Raw genomic sequence first — 18,306 nt, 5'->3', positions numbered from 1 at the left:
GGGCAAAGAGCGGCCGGGCCGCAAAGGAGGCGTGGGAGATGTCGACAAACGCGAAGATCGCCATCGGGGGAGTGGCCGTGGGCCTTCTCCTGTGGCCACTGATCGGTTTCTGGTTCGCGCTGCTGGTGGTGATCGGAGTGCCGACAGCCGCTTATCTGCTGCTGGACCCGTCGCAGCGCCGCAGACTGCGCCGGATCAACCGGAAGGAAATCGGCCGCTGAGCGGGTGAGCCGATGAGCGGCCCGGGCCGGAGAGCCGGCCCGGGTGCGTGTCGGTGCGTACGGGTGCGGGGCCCGGGCCAGTCGGTCCGGGCCCCGCGCGGCATGCCTCGCATCCGCGGTTGCGTAGGGTTGCGACCGTGAAAATCCAGACCGTCTCCTATGCCCACCCCGACGCCGTCGACCTCGGCGACCAGGCGCAGGCGGAGTACACCCGCAGGTACGGATCCGGCGATGTGACGCCCCTGCGGCCCGCGTACTTCGATCCGCCGAACGGGCTCTACCTCCTCGGGTACGACGCTGACGCGCCCGTCGCCTCCGGGGGATGGCGCGCCCAGGACGACGGGGACGAGGGGTACGCGCGCGGTGACGCCGAACTGAAGCGGATGTTCGTGGTCCCCGCGGCGCGCGGGCGGGGGCTGTCCCGCCGGATCCTGGCCGCGCTGGAGGAGGACGCGCGGGAGGCCGGGCGGGTGCGGATGGTCCTGGAGACCGGCGAACTGCTGACCGAGGCGGTCGCCCTGTACACCTCCAGTGGATATGTGCCGACGGACGGCTTCGGGACGTATCGCGGCGACCCGGACAGCAGGTTCTTCGAGAAGGCGCTGTAGTGAGGTGACCGGTCCGCGCGGAGGACCGGCGGGTACGGACGGGTACGGACGGGTACGGACGGTTCAGGCCGGGCGTACGGCCATCGCGTCGAGCGCCTTGAGCAGAGCCGGCAGCTCGCTGCCCCGGCCCACCGGCACCACCTCGCCCGGCTCCTCGTCCAGCAGGACGAACGCCATGTCGTCGGTCCTCGCGACGAAGGACCAGCCGGGACCGTCGGCGCGCAGCATCCTCGCTCCGTCCGGGGCGAAGCCGGAGCGGACCCGGCCGGGCGGGGGAGCCGTATCGCTGTGCAGGTAGGCGCGCAGCTCGCCGAGCACCCGCCGTACACCCTCGTGGGAGATCTCCGCGGGGGCGGGACGGCCGTCCCGGGAGGGCTCCTCGGCCTCCCCGGCGTCGGTACGGTCGCGCCACTGCGTCCAGTGGAGGGCGATCTCGTCCGCGCCGAGACGCCGTTGGGGCGGGCCCCAGGTTCCGGTGTCGGGCGGGGTGAGCGGCAGCCGCAGGGCCGTCCCGGGTGCCGTCCCGTCCTGTCCCGGGTCCGTATTCGGTTCCGGTTCCGGTTCCCGTTCCGGGGCAGGGTCGTGGGGAGCGGGCAGGCCGGGCGCGGCGACCGCGAGATCGAGCGGCCAGCCGGGCAGTACGGAGACGACCGTGCGTTCCGACGGCGACAGGTCGTACTCCATACCGCAGTCCCAGGACGCGATCGCGACCGCGACCAGTGAGACGTCGTCCACCACCACGGTCCAGCGGGCGCCCTCGCTGTCCTGGCCGATGACCAGCCCGTATCCCCCGGGGTAGGGATCGAGGCCGAGGGCGGCGCAGCTCTCCGGGTAGTCGTCGCCGAGCGCGGCGGGGAACCGCGCGGGGGTCAGCAGCGCGGCGGTCAGTACGTACAGCGCGTCCTCGTCCACGGAGTCGTCCGGCGCGGCCACGGCACCCACCTCGTCCCGATCGGTTGTCGGCGCACCCTAACCACCGGTCAACCCGGGCGTCGAGGGTCAGGAACGGCCTGGATCCGCTTGCGGGCGCTCAGCCAGCCTGTCCCTCAGCCCCCCCGGCCACTCACCCCGTCAGCTCCGGCGGACGGCCAGGGCCAGGAAGCGGGAGTCCTCGTCGGCGTACGACTCCAGCAGCCAGCCCGAGGCGGCCAGCAGGGGGCGCAGCCGGTGTTCGGCCCGCAGATCGTCCTCCGTGAGCCGCCGGCCCTGCCGTGCGGCGAGCGCGGCCCGCCCGAGCGGATGGAAGAGCGCCAGCCGGCCGCCGGGCCGTACCACCCTGGCCAGTTCGCGGAGATTCCGTTCGGGGTCCGGCAGATGGCCGATCAGTCCCGCGCCGAACACCGCGTCCAGCGCGTGGTCGCGCAGCGGCAGCAGCGTCACGTCCGTGAGCAGCAGCCGTCCCCTGTGCCCCCGGCCCGCCCGTACGGCCTCGTCCAGCATCTCCGGGGTCAGATCGGCGCCCAGCACCGTACCCCGCTCGCCCACCGCCTCCCGCAGGGGCGGCAGGGCGCGTCCCGTTCCGCACCCGGCGTCCAGCACGGTGTCGCCGGGACGCGGTCCGAGCGCGGCGACGGCGGCGGCGTAGGCGGGACCGTCGTCGGGGAAACGCCGGTCCCAGTCCGCCGCGCGGGCACCGAAGAACTCCTGTACACGGGTGTGGTCATGAGTCATGGGGACATGATGCTCCCGGCGGTCCGCCCGTTCGCCCGGCGGGTCCGGCGGGTCCGGCGGAGGTGAACCGGCCGGACCGCCCCGGTCCGCTCAGTCCGCCAGGGCCGCGTAGGCCGACACCTTCTCGATACGTACGCGCACCACCAGCTCGCCCGGTACGGCGTTGCGCTCGCCGAACTCCCGCGCCCGCTCCTCGCCCATGTAGCGCGAGGCGATCCTGGTGGACCACGTGAGGAGCTGTTCCGGGTCCTCGTCGGTCTCGGCCCGCCCCTGGAGCACGACGAAGGAGAACGGCGGACGCTCGTCGTCCACACACAGGGCCACCCGGCCGTCCCGCAGCAGGTTCCGGCCCTTCACGGTCGTTTTTCCGGTGTTGAAGACAAGATCGTCGCCGTCCAGTACGAACCAGACGGGCGCGATGTGCGGGCTTCCGTCGGCCCGTACGGTGGACACCTTTCCGGTGCGCGTCCCGGCGGAGACGAAGGTCTGCCACTCGTCCTTGCTCATGTTTGTCGCCATGGCCGTATTTTCCGCCGACACGGGATCCGGCGCGATATGAGGCTCAACAGCCACGCCGGACTCCGGCGCCGCTTGCGCAGGAGCGGCCGGTACGGAACGCTACGGGCGTTGCGGACACGGGAACATGTGAACGGGGAGGAACAGCAATGCCACTCGAAAAGGGTCTTGACTGGCTGCTGGATGACCTGACCGAGCGGGTCGAGCACATCAAGCACGCGCTGGTGCTGTCCAACGACGGCCTGGTGACGGGGGCCAGTTCGGCGCTGGCGCGCGAGGACGCCGAGCACCTCGCGGCGGTCTCCTCGGGGCTGCACAGCCTCGCGCGTGGATCGGGGCGCCACTTCAAGGCGGGACAGGCCCGGCAGACCATGGTGGAGTTCGACGAGGCACTTCTCTTCGTCACGGCGGCGGGGGAGGGCAGCTGCCTGTGCGTCCTCACCACGGCGGAGGCCGATGTCGGCCAGGTGGCCTACGAGATGACGCTGCTGGTCAACCGGGTCGGGGAGCACCTCGGTGTCGCGGCGCGGCAGCCGGGCGGCACGAGTCTGAGCGGTCTCTGATCCGCCTCCGGCCTGCCGCTCCGTGCCAGGAGAGGGGGCAGAGGGTCCAGAGGGCCCAGTGGGACCAGAGGGTCCGCCACCGCGCCGGGATCCGGCGCGGTCGATGAGTTATCCACAGGCCGGGCGAACGGGGCCCGTGTCGCGCTACGGTCGTCACCGAGAGTAATAACAACTCACGGGGGAGGACCATCATGTCCGTCGGTGACGCAGGGACCCGGAAGCCGGAGACGGTCGGGGTCGACCGGGCCGCGCAGGAACTGGAGCTGAGGCGCGGAGAGTTCGCCCTCGCCGCTCAGTTGGGGCACATCCGCACCATCGCCGGAGCGGCCGCCGGCCGCAGGCAGGTCGCCCGGCAGGAGATCGACCGCTTACGGGCCGCCGACGGGTTTCCCGGCGCGCTGCGCGAGCGGGTGCGGACCGTGGGCACCGCCGAGGCCGCCGAGCTGATGTCCGTCAGTCCCGCGCGCTTCACGCGGCTGGCGCGGGCGGGCTTCGTCGCGCCGGTGAAGTTCTACCTCAACAGGTACCGGGCGGTCGTATGGCTCTATCTGGCCGACGATCTGCGGGCGTTCGTCGCGACCGAGCCGGTCCTGCTGACCGGCCGTTTCCCGGAGACGCTGCGCGCCGGCCTCGACGCGGGGGAGGACCGCAGGCCGCGCAACTGGCGCGGCCGGCGCATCGGGCTTCTGCTGCACGAGAGCGAGGACGCCTGGGAGCGGGCGGCCATCGCCGGCTGTGTCCTCGATCCGGCGCATCTCGCGGAGCTGGTGCGCGATCCCTATGAACGTGCCTATCTGAACCGGCTGCGGCCCGATCTGGCCCAGGCCCCCTCCGCGTCGTAGGCGGCGCGAGAGGTGGTGCGGCGTCTGGTGGTGGCGGACGACCCGGACGAGATCCGGTGGCACCACGCAGGTCTGGAGAGCCTGTTGGCCGATGCCCGGTCCGTACGGCCTGCCCCGCGCCCCGACGGTCCCGCCCGCCTCGCGCCGTCGGAGGGGTGGGCGGCGTCCGCGTCGCGCCCGCCCGGTGCGCAGGTGCCGTCGCGGGCGGAGCGCAGGGGACGGCTGCTGGCCCGGCTGCGGATCGGACGGCACGCGCGGTCCGGCCGTCCCGGCCCCGGGCTCGTCGACGCCTCCGCGCGGGACGGTGAGCCGAGAGGCGGTGAGCCGAGAGGCGGCGGTGCGGGATGGTGACGGTGACGCGGCCGGTGACGGTGCCGGGTTCACGGGCGGTCCGCTCCGGTGACGAAGGTCCGCTCCGGGGAGAACGCGCCCCATTCGCCGTCGGGCAGCCGGGCCCTGAGCTTCACCCGGTAGGTCTCGCCGGCCCGCTTGCTCACGTACACGCTGTAGGTGGCCCGGCCCTCGGGGGCCCGCGCGCCCCAGACCAGCGTGGTCGCGAAGGTCCCGTCCAGATAGATCTGGTACTCCGGGACGTCGGAGCCGGTCTTCGGTGCCAGCCAGGACAGATCGGCGTAGTGCGCGCCGTCGGCGCTGTGCGTCGTGGCCCGGAAGCCGGTCGGGGCGGTGTCGGGGTCGTCTCCGGGACCGTGCGGGGTGGTGATCTCGACCGTCCGCCCGGCCGTTGAGGTGCGATCGGCAGCGTCGCGCGCGGTGACGGTGAAGCGGTAGTGGGTCCCCGGGCGCAGCCGGGTGATCCGTGCGGAGGTGGCGTCGCCCGCGACGCTGTGGATCCGCGCGCCGCCCTGGAGGATGTCGTACGAGACGACGCCCCGGTCGTCCTTGGCGCGGTCCCAGCGGAGCAGGGCGCCCCGGGGCCCGTCGCTCCTTCCCGTCACCCCGGCGGGCCGGGAAGGCGGACGGGTGTCCTCGGCGACGTCGGCGGGGGTGGTGACCGGCACGTCGCCGCTGTGCGGGGAGAGGGCGTCCTCGGCGCCGCGGGCGCGGACGGTGAAGGTGTAGGGGGTCGACGGCTTCAGCCCGGTGACGTCGGTCATGTTCCGCTCGGCCGGGACCTCCTTCACTTTCGCGCCGCCCCGGTACACCTCGTAGGCGCGCACCCCGGCACCGTCCGGGGCCCGCTCCCACATGACATGGACGGAGGTGGCGCTCCCGGCCTGGGCCGTGACCCCGGCGGGCGCAGGAGGCGCTCCGGCCGGTTCGTCGTTCGCGCCGCATCCGGTGAGCGCGAGGAGGAGCGCGGCCGGTACGAGCGCGGCAAGGGCGGTATTCCTCGGCATGGCCCGTGTCCTCCGTCTGCACTCCCGGGTGAATTGGTCTGGACATATATGACACAGCTGTCGGGTTCACATCAAGAGGGCGGAGGGATCGGGATGAGGGACGGTGGACGAAGCGCCGCCGCCCCGCTCCGGTGGGAGCGGGGCGGCGGGAAGGCGAGTGGCCGCGACGGCCGTGCGGGTGCCGTGAGCGGTGCGCGGTCAGCTGATGCGGTGGACGAGCTGGGTCGTGAGTTCGTAGCGCGCGCCGACGACGGCCAGCGTGCCCCGGGCGATCCTGGCGGCGAGGTCGGGCTCCGCGGCGAGACGTTCGCGTACCGCGTTGACCTGCGCGCTCACGGTGGAGTCGACGCGCTCGGCGCCTTCCTTGGTGTGGTCGATCGCGGGGCGGATCTCGTCGGCGAGGTACTGGATGTGTGCCGGAAGGTGCGCGCCGGTCTCGTCCGCCTCCACCGCCGCCGCGACGGCGCCGCACGACTGGTGCCCGAGGACCAGGATCAGCGGAATGTCCAGCTCCAGCGCGCCGTAGCAGATGCTGCCGAGGACGGCCTCGTCCAGGACCTCACCGGCGGAGCGCACGGTCATCAGGTCGCCGAGGCCCTGGTCGAAGGCCAGTTCCGGCGGTACGCGGGAATCGATGCAGCCGAGGACGACGGCGAAAGGGTGCTGGCCCGACACGAGAGCCTGGCGCACGGTCTTCGTCTCGTGCGGGTGCTGCTCGCGGAAGGTCCGCCAGCGGCGGTTGCCCTCCGTGAGTTCCCGGAGCGCCTCGTCCGGGGTGGCCGGCCGGGGGCGTTCCGGGCGGGCCTTGACGGCGGCGCCCGCGGAGGGGGCGGCCAGGGCCACTCCCGCCGTGGCGGCGGTTCCCGCGAGGGCCGCGCGGAGAAGGGAGCGACGGGGGGTGCCCGTGGGGGCGGAGGCGGTACGCGCCTGTCTGGTCGATATCACGGCCGGAGACTATCCGTGACATCTTTGGCCATTGATTTCTGTTGGCGAGAAATTGACCTGATCTTGAATCAACTGTCCCTCCTGCACCGGGGATTCGGCGTCCGGACACCCGTTGTCCACCTCCGGAGGCGGATCCGGCGCGGTCCGTCCGCTGTGATTGCATGGTCCGGTGAACCGACAGATCGCGCCAACAGCCGACAACCTCCCCGTGTGCCAGGTCAGGCAGCGCCGGCCGGACGACCTCGGCGCGTGCGTGCGGATGCTCGCCGAGGTGCGCAGCGGCGACGGCTATCCGGTGGACTGGCCCGAGCGGCCCGCCGACTGGCTGGCATCGCCCTCCCAACTCGCGGCCTGGGTGGTCGAACTGGACGGCCGGATCGTGGGGCACCTCGCGCTGTCCCCGGCGGGCGAGGACGATGTGGCACCCGGGCTGTGGAGCGGCCGTACCGGTGGCGCCGTCGACGGGGTCGCTGTGGTGAGCCGGCTGTTCGTCTCGCCGACGGCGCGCGGTCACGGTATCGGCGCGCTGCTGATGGCCCGGGCCACGCGGGAGGCGCGGGAGCGCGGTCTGCACCCCGTACTGGACGTCGTCTGCTCGGACATCGCGGCGGCGGCGCTCTACGAACGCCTGGGCTGGACCCTGCTGGCGGCCGTCGACCAGCGCTGGAGCCGGGACCGCACGGTCACGGTCCGCTGCTACGCGGCCCCCGCCTGAGCCAGCTCCGCGAGCGCCGCCTCCAGTTGGGGCGCGACATGGCGGTCGGCCCACTCCCGGTGGTCCTGCGGATACGCGCGGGGCACCGCCTCCACGAGCATGATCAGGTAGAGGTAGCACCGATAGAGCGCCATCCGGGTGCGGGCGGCCCTGTCCCACCGCGTCGTGCCGCCGGCCGCCGCGTATCCGGCGAGGAAGTCGCCGTCCTTCTCGATGTCGTCCAGCAGGGCGAGCGAGACGAAGTCCGCGAGGGGGTCACCCCAGAACATCCGCTCACCGTCGATGATCCCGCTGACCGTACGGGCGCCGGGGGCGCCGTCGAGCAGCACATTGCCCTGCCACAGGTCGAAGTGGACCGCGACGGGCACGGTCACCTCGTCCAGCGCCCCGGCCGCCCCGGAGGCCAGCGCGCGGATGGCGTCGGGAGCGCGCGGCAGCCGGGCGCCGTAGCGGACGGCGTCCTCCAGCAGCCGTTCCAGCATCAGCGTGAACGCCTCGCGCCAGGTCCCGGAGAGCGGCCCGAACGGCTGCGCCGGATAACCGAAGCCGTGGCCGGTCACCGTGTGCAGACGCGCGACGACACCGCCCAGCTCCCCGCGCAGCCGGGCGCGTTCGTCCGCCGCGAGCCGCCCGTCCAGCTCGTGCCACGAAGCCCCGGGACACGCGGACATGACCAGGAACGCCCCCGTCGGCGCGCCCGGATCCGCCTCGTACCGTACGACCCGGGGCACCGGCATCCGGGGGAGCGCGCCCGCCGCCGTGTAGAACTCGACCTCGCCACGCAGCAGCCCCCGCTCATGGCTGAGTCCGGGGACCGAGACGGGCGGCGGAAGCTTGACGACCCACTGCCCGCCGTCGCGCAGCAGGACCCGGTGGAGTGTGTTGTACGTGCCGCCCGGCAGCGGCTCGGACCTCATGACGTCCCCGGAAGCGGCGCCGGCGGCCCGCAGCGCCGTGTCGAGCGCTGCCGTCCCTTCGCCGTCCACGGGTCAGCGCTCCAGCCGGCGCGTCGAGCTGCGGACCACCAGCTCGGGACGGAGCACGACGGAACGGTGGGTGTGGTGCTCGGCCTCGGGGCCCGTCTCGTCCATCAGCATCTCCGCCGCCGTCCGTCCCATCGCGGCCGCCGGCTGCCGTACGGAGGTGAGCGGTACGACCGCGGCGGCGGCGAACTCGATGTCGTCGTACCCGACGATCGACACATCGCCCGGAACATCGACACCGGCCCCGTACATGGCCTGGAGAACACCCAGCGCCAGCAGGTCGTTCGCGCAGAAGACCGCCGTGGGCCGTTCGGCCAGCCCCAGCAGCCGGGCCCCGGCGTCGATGCCCGAGGCGACATCGAGCCGCGCCGACTCCACATGGAGCAGCGACTCCTCCGGCAGACCCGCCTCGCTCAGCGCGCTCAGCGCGCCCGAGTGCCGGTCGCGGCACTGGGGCAGCGACATGGGGCCGCTGATATACGTCACGGAGCGGTGCCCGGCCGCCAGCAGATGCCGTACCGCCAGCGCGCCACCCGCCACGTCGTCCACCGACACCGAGCAGCCCTCGGCGGCCGGTACGGCCCGGTCCACATGCACGAAGGGGATGCCCCGGCGCGCGAAGTCCCGCACATTGCGCCCGGTCGCGTCCGCCGGGGTGAGCAGCACCCCGCGCACCCGCTGCTCGGCGAAGAGCGAGAGGTACTCCGCTTCCTCCGCCGGGCTCCCCGCGCTGTTGCAGAGCATCACCCCGAGCCCGGTCTCGCGCGCCGCGCGCTCGGCGCCCTTCGCGACGGCGACGAAGAACGGATTGGCCATGTCGAGCACCAGAATCGCCAGAATGCGGCTGGTGCCGACCCTGAGCTGACGGGCGGTCTCGCTCCGGACGAAACCGAGCTGGTCTATCACCGCGCGCACGCGCACCCGGGTGTGCTCGGACACCTTCTCGGGGCGGTTCAGCACATTCGAGACGGTGCCGACCGAGACACCGGCCAGCCTGGCCACGTCCTTGATGCCGACCGTCTGCGCCACGCGTCCTGCCTGTTCTGTCACATCTCGTGGGTACCCCTGACCGAGTGGACCATCATATCGGGGTACGGCGGGCGGGAGCCGCCTCGGTGCGCGGGCGACGGCCCGGCGTCACCCTCGCGCCGCCGCGCGGTCCCACTCCCGCCGGGCGTCCCGGTCGCGGGTCGGCTCGTACCGCCGGGGAGCCAGCGTGGCACGCAGCAGCGCGCGCAGATCGGACAGGTCACCGCGGACGGCGCCCGCCGCGCGCGCCTGGACGAGTACGTTGCCGAGGGCAGCGGCCTCCGCGGGCCCCGCGACGACGGGCAGGCCGCAGGCGTCGGCGGTGAGTTGGCACAGCAGCTCGTTGTGGGCGCCGCCCCCGACGACGTGCACCGTGTCCACGGCCCGGCCGGACAACCGCTGCGCGTCCTCGATCGCGCGCCGGTGCGCGAGCGCCAGCGAGTCCAGGACGCAGCGCGTGATCTCCGCCGGGGTGCGCGGCGGCTTCCCGCCGGCGTCGCGGCAGGCGTCCACGACGCGGGCCGGCATATCGCCGGGCGCCAGGAACGCCGGGTCGTCGGCGTCCACGTACGAGCGCGGCCCCGGCACCTCGGCGGCCTCGGCCAGCAGCCGGTCCAGCGGCTGCGGCGCCCCCTCGGACTCCCAGGCGCGCAGACACTCCTGGAGCAGCCAGAGCCCCATGATGTTGCGCAGATAGCGGACGGTGCCGTCCACCCCCAGCTCATTGGTGAAGTTGGCCCGCCGGCTCTCCTCGGTCAGGACGGGGGCGTCCAGTTCGAGGCCCGCCAGCGACCAGGTGCCGGTGGCGATATAGGCGAAGCGGTTCCCTGACGCGGGCACCGCCGCGACGGCGGAGGCCGTGTCGTGCGAGCCGACGGCCGTCACCGGCACCGGGCCGCTCAGCCTCGTCTCGGCCAGCACCTCGGGAAGCAGCTCGCCGGCCGGATCGCCGGGGCCGCGCAGCGGCGCGAACAGCCCCGGATCGATGCCGAGCGCCCCCGCCACGACCGGGGACCAGTCCCGGGTGCGGGGGTCGATGAGCTGGGTGGTGGAGGCGTTGGTGAGCTCCGTACCGGCCTCGCCGGTGAGCCAGTAGGCGATCAGATCGGGGATCAGCAGCAGCCGGCTCGCGGCGTCGAGCGCGGCGGTGCCCTTAGCGGCGGTGAGCTGGTACACCGTGTTGAACGGCAGGTACTGGAGCCCGGTGGCCGCGTACAGCGCGGCCGGTCCGAGCAGCGCGCCGACCTTCTCGGCCTGCCCCTCGGTGCGGGTGTCCCGGTAGTGCACGGGGTTGCCGAGGAGCGCGCCCGACGCGTCCAGCAGACCGTAGTCGACGGCCCAGGTGTCGATCCCCACGCTCGCCGGAGCCCGCCCGGTCGCCGCGCCCGCCGCCCGCAGCCCGTCCAGCACACCCGCGTACAGGGACAGGATGTCCCAGTGCAGCGTGGCGCCGGTCCGCACCGGCCGGTTGGGGAAACGGTGGACCTCGTCGAGGCGCAGCGTTCCGGCGCCCCGGTCGGAGACATGGCCGACCATGACTCGGCCGCTGGAAGCGCCGAGGTCGACGGCGGCGAAGGGGAGCGGTTCGGAGTGTGACACGACTGACCTCGTGGGAGCTTGTCGAACGGCGGGGGAGAGCGGCGGCCGGGCCGGGACCGCGCCCGGCCCGCCCGGCGGCGGATCAGCGCAGGAACGCCGCCGCGACGCCCGCGTCCACCGGGATGTGCAGCCCCGTCGTATGGCTGAGGTCGCCGCCCGTGAGGGCGAACACCGCGTTGGCCACATGGTCGGGAAGCACTTCCCGCTTGAGGATCGTCCGCTGCGCGTAGAACTCGCCGAGCTTCTCCTCCTCCACCCCGTACACCGCCGCGCGCTCCGCGCCCCAGCCGCCAGCGAAGATCCCGGAACCGCGCACCACACCGTCGGGGTTGACGCCGTTGACCCGGATCCCCAGCCCGCCCAGCTCGGCCGCGAGCAGCCGTACCTGATGGGCCTGGTCGGCCTTGGTCGCCGAGTACGCGATGTTGTTGGGGCCGGCGAACACCGCGTTCTTGGAGGCGATGTAGACGATGTCGCCGCCCAGCTTCTGATCGCCCATCACCCTGGCCGCCTCGCGCGAGACCAGGAAGGAGCCCCGGGCCATGATGTTGTGCTGGAGGTCCCAGTCCCGCGCCGTCGTCTCCAGCAGCGGCTTGGAGATCGAGATACCGGCGTTGTTGACGACCAGGTCCACCCCGCCGAAGGCGAGGACCGCGGCGTCGAACGCCGCCCTGATCTGCTCCTCGTCCGTCACGTCGACACTCACCGCGACCGCCCGGTCCGGGCCGCCCAGTTCCTCGGCGACCGCCGCCGCTCCCTCGGCGTTCAGATCGGCCACCACCACACAGGCGCCTTCGGCGACCAGCCGGTGCGCGATCGCCCGCCCGATCCCCGAACCGGCGCCGGTCACCAGCGCCACCCGGGTGGCCAGCGCCTTCGGCGCCGGCATCCGGCGCAGCTTGGCCTCCTCCAGCTCCCAGTACTCGATGCGGAACTTCTCCGACTCCTCGATGGGCGCGTACGAGGACACGGCCTCGGCGCCGCGCATCACATTGACGGCGTTGACGTAGAACTCGCCCGCGACCCGGGCGGTCTGCTTGTCCTTGCCGAACGAGAACATCCCCACCCCGGGCACCAGCACGATCGCCGGGTCGGCGCCGCGCATCGCCGGTGACCCGGGCGTCGCGTGCCGCTCGTAGTACGCGCGGTACTCCTCGCGGTACGCGGTGTGCAGCGCGGTCAGCCGCTCGCGCACCTCCTCCAGCGGCGCGTCGGCCGGCAGATCGACGACCAGCGGACGGACCTTGGTGCGCAGGAAGTGGTCGGGGCAGGACGTGCCCAGCGCGGCCAGCCGGGGATGCTCCGCCCGCGCGAGGAAGTCGAGCACCGCCGCGTCGTCGGTGAAGTGGCCGACCTGCGGCCGGTCGGTGGAGGCGAGCCCCCGGACCAGCGGCGCGAGCGCGGCGGCCCGCGCGTGTCGCGGCGCCTCGGCCAGTGGCTCGTACCCCGGCAGCACGGGACCGAACGGCTCGGGCGCGCCGCGCTCGGCGAGGAACGCCTCGGCCGTCCGGATGATGTGCAGGGAGTTGGCCTCGCACTCCTCGGAGGTGGCGCCCCAGGCGGTGATGCCGTGGCCGCCCAGGACACAGCCGATCGCCCGCGGGTGGGCCTCCTTGACGGCGGCGATGTCCAGGCCGAGCTGGAAGCCGGGGCGTCGCCAGGGCACCCAGACGACCGTGTCGCCGAAGCACTCGGCCGTCAGCTTCTCGCCGTCCGCCGCGCAGGCCAGCGCGATGCCCGAGTCCGGGTGCAGATGGTCGACGTGCGGGGCGTCGACCAGGCCGTGCATCGCCGTGTCGATCGACGGCGCCGCCCCGCCCTTGCCGTGCAGGCAGTAGTCGAACGCGGCGACCATCTCGTCCTCGCGCTCCACCCCCGGATAGACCCCGGTCAGCGCGCGCAGCCGGTCCAGGCGCAGCGCGGCCAGTCCGGCCGCCCTGAGGGTGCCCAGATCGCCACCCGATCCCTTCACCCACATCAGCTCGACATCGTCGCCGGTGACCGGGTCGGTGGCGGATCCCTTGGCGGAGGTGTTGCCGCCCGCGTAATTGGTGTTGCGCGGGTCGGCGCCGAGCCGGTGGGAGCGGGCGAGCAGCTGCTCGGCCTCGGGGTGCAGGCGGGGCTGGTCGGTCATCATGTCCCTCTGTGAAGTGCGGTCTCTGCGGATGGACGGAGTACGGGCTCAGGCTCCCCAGCCGGCCTGGTTGCCGCCGACCCGCTCCGCGACGATCTTCTTGCCGTATCCGGAGGCGTGGTACGCGGCGACGGGGGCGGCGTCCGCACCCAGCTCCGCGCGGGCCTCGGCGACCAGCGGGCGCACGTCGGTGTTGAACGCGTCCATCAGCACGGCGTTCGCCGCCAGGACGTCCCCGGAGCGCTGCGCCGCGTCCAGCGCCGACCCGTCCACCAGCAGCGCCTTGGCCGTGGCCTCCTGGACGTTCATCACCGAGCGGATGATCGCGGGGATCTTCTCCTCGATGTTGTGGCACTGGTCGAGCATGAAGGCCGTCTCCGGCGTGTAACCGCCGCCCCTGATCACCTCGTACATGATCCGGAACAGCTGGAAGGGGTCCGCGGCCCCGGCCATCAGGTCGTCGTCCGCGTAGAAGCGCGAGTTGAAGTCGAACCCGCCGAGCTTCTTCTCCCGCAGCAGCAGCGCGACGATGAACTCGATGTTGGTGCCCGGCGCGTGGTGCCCGGTGTCCACGACGACCTGGGCCTTCTCGCCGAGCTTGAGGCAGTGCGCGTACGCCGTGCCCCAGTCCGGCACGTCCGTCGCGTAGAACGCCGGCTCGAACAGCTTGTACTCCAGCAGCATCCGCTGGTCGTCGCCGAGCCGCTCGTACACCGCCGCCAGGGCCTCTTCGAGCCGCCCCTGACGCGCGGAGATGTCGTCCTGGCCCGGGTAGTTGATGCCGTCGGAGAACCACAGCTTCAGATCGCGGGACCCGGTGGCGTCCATGACGTCCACGCACTCCAGCAGGTGCCCCAGCGCCTTGCGGCGCACGGCCGGGTCCGGGTGGGTGACCGATCCCAGCTTGTAGTCGTCGTCCTGGAACACGTTCGAGTTGATCGTCCCGACCCGCACTCCCAGCTCCCGCGCCCGCGAGGCCAGCGCCGCGTAGTCGTCCACCCGGTCCCACGGAATGTGCAGGGCGACCGTCGGGGCCACCCCCGTGTGCGCGTGCACCCGGGCGGCGTCCGCCAGCTTCTCGTCCGGCGTACGGGGCACACCCGGCTGCGTGAACACCTTGAACCGCGTACCGGAGTTGCCGAACGCCCACGACGGCGTCTCGACGGTCTGTGACTTCAGCGCCGCCTTCACAGCGGACACGGCGGATCGACCCGTCATCTCTCAGCGCTCCCGTGGTGCGGACTCGTCAGGCGAGTCGGTGCCGCGATTCCTTATGAATCGTTTCATCGCGGTGAAGTTATGGGAGTCGCAGGGGGAGTGTCAACCCTCCGCGCAGCACCCGCGAGCTTCGCCGCCACACCCATGGGGATCGCCCGGAAAATGTCGTGCGCAGCCCATTGACGCCGCCCGTTGTCGCCGTTTAGCTTCCGTGCAACTTCTTTGAAACCTTTCACGGCGGGTGGCGCCAACCGGCCATCGCTGCTGAGGAGCCCTCATGAACCAGCCCGCCACCGGCCCCGCCCCGGTCCTGGCCCTCAAGGACGTGAGCAAGTCCTTCGGCGCCGTCCGGGCCCTGCGGGACGTCTCCCTGCGTCTGTTCCCCGGCGAGGCCCACGCCCTCGCCGGGGAGAACGGCGCGGGCAAGTCCACACTGATCAAGACGCTCGCCGGGGTGCACAGGCCCGACGCCGGAGAGGTGCTGCTCGACGGGGCCCCCGTCGTCTTCCACGGCCCGGCCGACGCCCGCGACGCCGGTATCGCCGTCATCTACCAGGAGCCGACGCTCTTCCCCGACCTGTCGATCGCCGAGAACATCTTCATGGGACGCCAGCCCCGGCGGGCGCTCGGCCGGATCGACCACACGGCCGTAAGGGAGACCACCGAGGCGCTGATGAAGCGCCTCGGCGTGGAACTGGACCCCGACCGGCCCGCCCGCGGACTCTCCATCGCCGACCAGCAGATCGTCGAGATCGCCAAGGCGCTCTCCTTCGACGCGCGCGTCCTCATCATGGACGAGCCCACCGCGGCCCTGACGGGCAGTGAGACCGCCCGGCTGTTCTCCGTCGTACGGACCCTGCGGGCCGAAGGCGCCGCCGTCCTGTTCATCTCCCACCGGCTGGAGGAGATCTTCGCGCTCTGCCAGCGCGTCACCACCCTGCGGGACGGCCGGCTGATCTCCTCCCAGCCGCTGGCCGGACTCACCGAGGACGACCTCGTACGCTCCATGGTCGGCCGCGACCTCGGCGAGCTGTACCCCAAGCAGAGCACCACCGTGGGCGAGACCGCCCTCTCGGTGCGCAGGCTCACCCGCGAGGGCGTCTTCCACGACATCTCCTTCGAGGTGCGCAGGGGCGAGATCGTCGCCCTGGCCGGGCTGGTCGGCGCGGGACGCAGCGAGGTGGCGCAGGCCGTCTTCGGCGTCGACCGGGCCGACGCCGGCGAGGTGGTGGTCGACGGACGCGCGCTGCCCGCCGGTTCGCCGACCGCGGCCATGGACGCCGGACTCGCGCTCGTCCCCGAGGACCGCAGACAGCGCGGACTGGTGATGGACATGTCCATCGAACGGAATATCGCCCTCACCGGGCTCGACCGGCTGGGCCGGGGCGGTCTGGTACGCCGGGCCCTGGAGCGCGGCCGGGCCGCCGACTGGGCCGTACGCCTCCAGCTGAAGTACAACCGGCTCGCCGACCCCGTCGGCGTGCTCTCCGGCGGCAACCAGCAGAAGGTCGTCCTCGCCAAGTGGCTGGCCACGGAACCCGCCGTACTCATCGTCGACGAACCCACCCGGGGCATCGACGTCGGCACCAAGGCCGAGGTGCACCGGCTGCTCTCCTCCCTCGCCGCCGAGGGTCTCGCCGTCCTGATGATCTCCTCCGACCTGCCGGAGGTGCTGGGCATGGCCGACCGGGTGCTCGTGATGCACGAGGGGCGGCTCACCGCCGAGATCCCGCGCGCCGAGGCCACCGAGGAAACGGTGATGGCGGCGGCGACCGGACTGGCTGAAAGGGCCGCGGCATGACCACACTTCTCGACAAACCACCCACGGGCACCGAAGAGGGCCGCTCGGCCCGCTCGCTCGTGGACGCCGTCTTCCGGGCCAGGGAGATCAGCATCGCCGGAGCCCTGGCGCTGCTCATCCTCTTCACCTGGATCTCCAACCCGCGCTTCCTCGACGACCAGGGCGTCAAGGACCTGCTGCTGAACGCCTCGATCCTGGTCCTGCTCGCCGTCGGCCAGTCCGTGGTCGTCGTCACCCGCAACATCGACCTCTCGGTCGGCTCCGTCGTCGGGCTCTCCGCCTTCGCCTGCGGCAAGTTCGTCGCCGGGACCGACCACGGCGTGCTCACCGTCATGCTGCTGGGCATCGCCCTCGGCGTGGCCTGCGGACTGGTCAGCGGCGCGCTGGTCAGCTTCGGCCGGGTGCCCGCGCTCGTGGTCACCCTCGGCATGCTCTACATCATCCAGGGCCTGGACTACTGGTGGGCGCAGGGCGAGCAGATCAGCGCCAACGACGTGCCCGACGCGATCCTGAGCCTCGGCAGCGGCGGGATCCTCGGCATCCCCTGGCTGCCGCTCATCGCCCTGGCCCTGCTCGCCGCCACCGCGTACTTCCTGCGCTCCTACCGCTCGGGACGCGAGCTGTACGCCATCGGCTCCAACCCCGAGGCCGCCCGGCTGGCCGGCGTACCGATCCGCCGCCGGATCCTCGGCGCGTACGCCTTCTCCGGCGCCGTCGCCGGTTTCGCCGGCGCCCTGTGGCTCGCCCGCTTCGGCACGGTCGTCGCGGACAACGCGCACGGCTGGGAACTCACCGTCGTCAGCGCCGTGGTCGTCGGCGGCGTCGCCATCACCGGCGGCACCGGCACGGTCTGGGGCGCGGCCCTCGGCGCGCTGCTGCTCACCACCATCGGCAGCGCGCTGATCGTCCTGAAGGTCGACGCGTTCTGGCAGGGCGCCATCACCGGCGCGCTGCTCCTGGCGGCCATCAGCGTCGACCGGATCGTGTCCCTGCGCATGACAGCAGCACTGAGGAAGAGGAGCGCCCGACATGGGAATGGCGCCTGACACACAGACCGCGCCGCGGCCAGCGGCGAAGGCGCCGCACGAGCGCGGCGCGACACCCGGCGAACGCGTCAAGGCCGTCGGACTGCGCTGGGACTCGGCGGTCGGCGCCCTGCTGGTGGCGGTCTTCGTCGTCGGACTCTCCACCACCGACGGCTTCGCCTCCGGCGAGAACCTCGCCTTCGCCTTCAACGACATCGCCGAAGTCGCCCTCATCGCCCTGCCGATGACCCTGCTGGTGGTGGCCGGACAGGTCGACCTCTCCGTCGCCTCCATGCTGGGCCTGGGCAGCGCGCTGACCGGCGCCCTGTGGAACGCCGGCTGGGCCTTCGAGCTGATCGTCCCGGTGGTACTGCTCGTCGGGGTCGCGGGCGGGCTGCTCAACGGCTGGCTGGTCACCAGGGTGGGCCTGCCCTCGCTCGCCGTCACCATCGGCACGCTCGCCCTCTACCGGGGCCTCGCCTCGGTCGCGCTCGGCAGCGACGCCGTCACCGACTTCCCCCGTACGTACGCGGACTGGGCCGTGGACACCACCACCATCCCCGGCACCTTCATCACCTATCCCATCGCGCTGTTCATCGTCCTGGCCGCCGCCACGGCCGTCCTGCTGCACTCCACCTCCTTCGGCAGGTCCCTGTTCGCCATCGGCGCGCAGGAGGAGGCCGCCTACTTCGCCGGGATCAGGGTCAAGCGCTTCAAGCTGATCCTCTTCATGGTCACCGGGGTGTTCGCCGCCTTCGCCGGGATCGTCTTCACCCTCCGGTACGGCAGCGCCCGCGCCGACAACGGCCTCGGCTTCGAAATGCTCGTCATCGCCTCCGTCCTGCTCGGCGGCGTGGACTTCGACGGCGGCAAGGGCACACTCTTCGGCGCTGTCGCCGGTGTGCTGCTCATCGGAGTCCTCAAGAACCTGCTCACGCTCAACGACGTGCCCAACGAGGTCCAGGTCATCGTGACGGGACTGCTGCTGGTCGCCTCCGTACTCACTCCGCGGGTGATCGCCACCGTCGTCGAACGCCGGCACCGGCGCGCGGCCGACGCCACCGATGCCACGTCCTGA

At 72.5% G+C, this 18,306-nt stretch carries 17 protein-coding genes and 1 pseudogene; 8 read left to right on the top strand and 10 right to left on the bottom strand.

Annotation, left to right across the window (positions count from 1 at the left end; translation table 11 throughout):
* Positions 1 to 38 precede the first annotated feature (38 nt).
* Positions 39 to 221, top strand: a complete 183-nt coding sequence (locus OG627_RS01430) for a hypothetical protein (protein WP_329060576.1) — start codon at positions 39 to 41, stop codon at positions 219 to 221.
* A gap of 137 nt (positions 222 to 358) precedes the next feature.
* On the top strand, positions 359 to 829 hold the full coding sequence (locus OG627_RS01425; RefSeq protein ID WP_329060574.1) for a GNAT family N-acetyltransferase: 471 nt from the start codon (positions 359 to 361) through the stop codon (positions 827 to 829).
* Between the two features lie 63 nt (positions 830 to 892).
* Here the strand turns inward: OG627_RS01425 and OG627_RS01420 are convergent, their stop codons facing one another.
* The 3 genes from OG627_RS01420 to OG627_RS01410 form a co-directional block, all read right to left on the bottom strand.
* On the bottom strand, positions 893 to 1,762 hold the full coding sequence (locus tag OG627_RS01420; protein ID WP_329060572.1) for a hypothetical protein: 870 nt from the start codon (positions 1,760 to 1,762) through the stop codon (positions 893 to 895).
* A gap of 138 nt (positions 1,763 to 1,900) precedes the next feature.
* Entirely contained in the window at positions 1,901 to 2,500 is a 600-nt protein-coding gene (locus tag OG627_RS01415; protein ID WP_329060570.1) for a class I SAM-dependent methyltransferase, read from the bottom strand.
* Positions 2,501 to 2,590: 90 nt separating this feature from the next.
* Complete coding sequence (locus OG627_RS01410; RefSeq protein ID WP_329060568.1) at positions 2,591 to 3,019, bottom strand: PPOX class F420-dependent oxidoreductase; 429 nt, start codon at positions 3,017 to 3,019, stop codon at positions 2,591 to 2,593.
* Positions 3,020 to 3,165: 146 nt separating this feature from the next.
* On the opposite strand from OG627_RS01410, the gene OG627_RS01405 reads away from it, so the two are divergent.
* Both OG627_RS01405 and OG627_RS01400 read left to right on the top strand, forming a co-directional pair.
* A complete protein-coding gene (locus OG627_RS01405) occupies positions 3,166 to 3,579 on the top strand; it encodes a roadblock/LC7 domain-containing protein (protein WP_329060566.1) in 414 nt (137 codons plus the stop codon).
* A 191-nt stretch (positions 3,580 to 3,770) separates the two neighbouring features.
* A pseudogene (locus OG627_RS01400) lies at positions 3,771 to 4,772 on the top strand (DUF6397 family protein).
* A gap of 29 nt (positions 4,773 to 4,801) precedes the next feature.
* On the opposite strand, the gene OG627_RS01395 reads toward OG627_RS01400, so the two are convergent.
* Together OG627_RS01395 and OG627_RS01390 are read right to left on the bottom strand one after the other, a co-directional pair.
* On the bottom strand, positions 4,802 to 5,779 hold the full coding sequence (locus OG627_RS01395) for a fibronectin type III domain-containing protein (protein WP_329060564.1): 978 nt from the start codon (positions 5,777 to 5,779) through the stop codon (positions 4,802 to 4,804).
* A gap of 198 nt (positions 5,780 to 5,977) precedes the next feature.
* A complete protein-coding gene (locus OG627_RS01390) occupies positions 5,978 to 6,724 on the bottom strand; it encodes a carbonic anhydrase (RefSeq protein WP_329060563.1) in 747 nt (248 codons plus the stop codon).
* A 259-nt stretch (positions 6,725 to 6,983) separates the two neighbouring features.
* Here OG627_RS01390 and OG627_RS01385 point away from each other — a divergent pair, with 259 nt between their 5' ends.
* Positions 6,984 to 7,439 (top strand): GNAT family N-acetyltransferase, encoded by a 456-nt coding sequence (locus OG627_RS01385; RefSeq protein ID WP_329072263.1) that lies wholly within the window; start codon positions 6,984 to 6,986, stop codon positions 7,437 to 7,439.
* Here the strand turns inward: OG627_RS01385 and OG627_RS01380 are convergent.
* From OG627_RS01380 to rhaI, 5 genes are all read right to left on the bottom strand, one after another.
* Positions 7,421 to 8,425 carry a phosphotransferase family protein gene (locus OG627_RS01380; RefSeq protein WP_329060562.1) on the bottom strand — a complete coding sequence of 335 codons (1,005 nt, stop codon included), beginning with the start codon at positions 8,423 to 8,425 and terminating at the stop codon, positions 7,421 to 7,423. The genes OG627_RS01385 and OG627_RS01380 overlap by 19 nt on opposite strands.
* A 3-nt stretch (positions 8,426 to 8,428) precedes the next feature.
* Positions 8,429 to 9,451, bottom strand: coding sequence for a LacI family DNA-binding transcriptional regulator (locus OG627_RS01375; RefSeq protein WP_329072260.1), 1,023 nt, complete (start codon positions 9,449 to 9,451; stop codon positions 8,429 to 8,431).
* A 108-nt stretch (positions 9,452 to 9,559) separates the two neighbouring features.
* Positions 9,560 to 11,050, bottom strand: a complete 1,491-nt coding sequence (locus tag OG627_RS01370; RefSeq protein WP_329060560.1) for a rhamnulokinase — start codon at positions 11,048 to 11,050, stop codon at positions 9,560 to 9,562.
* An 82-nt stretch (positions 11,051 to 11,132) separates the two neighbouring features.
* Positions 11,133 to 13,184: a bifunctional aldolase/short-chain dehydrogenase gene (locus OG627_RS01365; RefSeq protein ID WP_329072258.1), complete on the bottom strand. Its 2,052-nt coding sequence runs from the start codon at positions 13,182 to 13,184 to the stop codon at positions 11,133 to 11,135.
* A gap of 48 nt (positions 13,185 to 13,232) precedes the next feature.
* On the bottom strand, positions 13,233 to 14,402 hold the full coding sequence (gene rhaI, locus OG627_RS01360; RefSeq protein ID WP_329060558.1) for an L-rhamnose isomerase: 1,170 nt from the start codon (positions 14,400 to 14,402) through the stop codon (positions 13,233 to 13,235).
* A gap of 277 nt (positions 14,403 to 14,679) precedes the next feature.
* Here rhaI and OG627_RS01355 point away from each other — a divergent pair, with 277 nt between their 5' ends.
* From OG627_RS01355 to OG627_RS01345, 3 genes are read left to right on the top strand one after another with little or no spacing between them, the layout of a single operon-like run.
* Positions 14,680 to 16,203, top strand: coding sequence for a sugar ABC transporter ATP-binding protein (locus tag OG627_RS01355; RefSeq protein WP_329060556.1), 1,524 nt, complete (start codon positions 14,680 to 14,682; stop codon positions 16,201 to 16,203).
* Complete coding sequence (locus tag OG627_RS01350; protein WP_329060554.1) at positions 16,200 to 17,249, top strand: ABC transporter permease; 1,050 nt, start codon at positions 16,200 to 16,202, stop codon at positions 17,247 to 17,249. The genes OG627_RS01355 and OG627_RS01350 overlap by 4 nt, the downstream gene beginning before the upstream one ends.
* On the top strand, positions 17,233 to 18,306 hold the full coding sequence (locus OG627_RS01345; RefSeq protein ID WP_329060552.1) for an ABC transporter permease: 1,074 nt from the start codon (positions 17,233 to 17,235) through the stop codon (positions 18,304 to 18,306). Before OG627_RS01350 ends, OG627_RS01345 begins: the two co-directional genes overlap by 17 nt.

This window comes from Streptomyces sp. NBC_01429, assembly GCF_036231945.1.
Classification (GTDB): Bacteria; Actinomycetota; Actinomycetes; order Streptomycetales; family Streptomycetaceae; genus Streptomyces.
The sequence above is the reverse complement of the archived record's forward strand: the minus strand, read 5'-3'. Positions and strand labels throughout refer to the sequence as shown.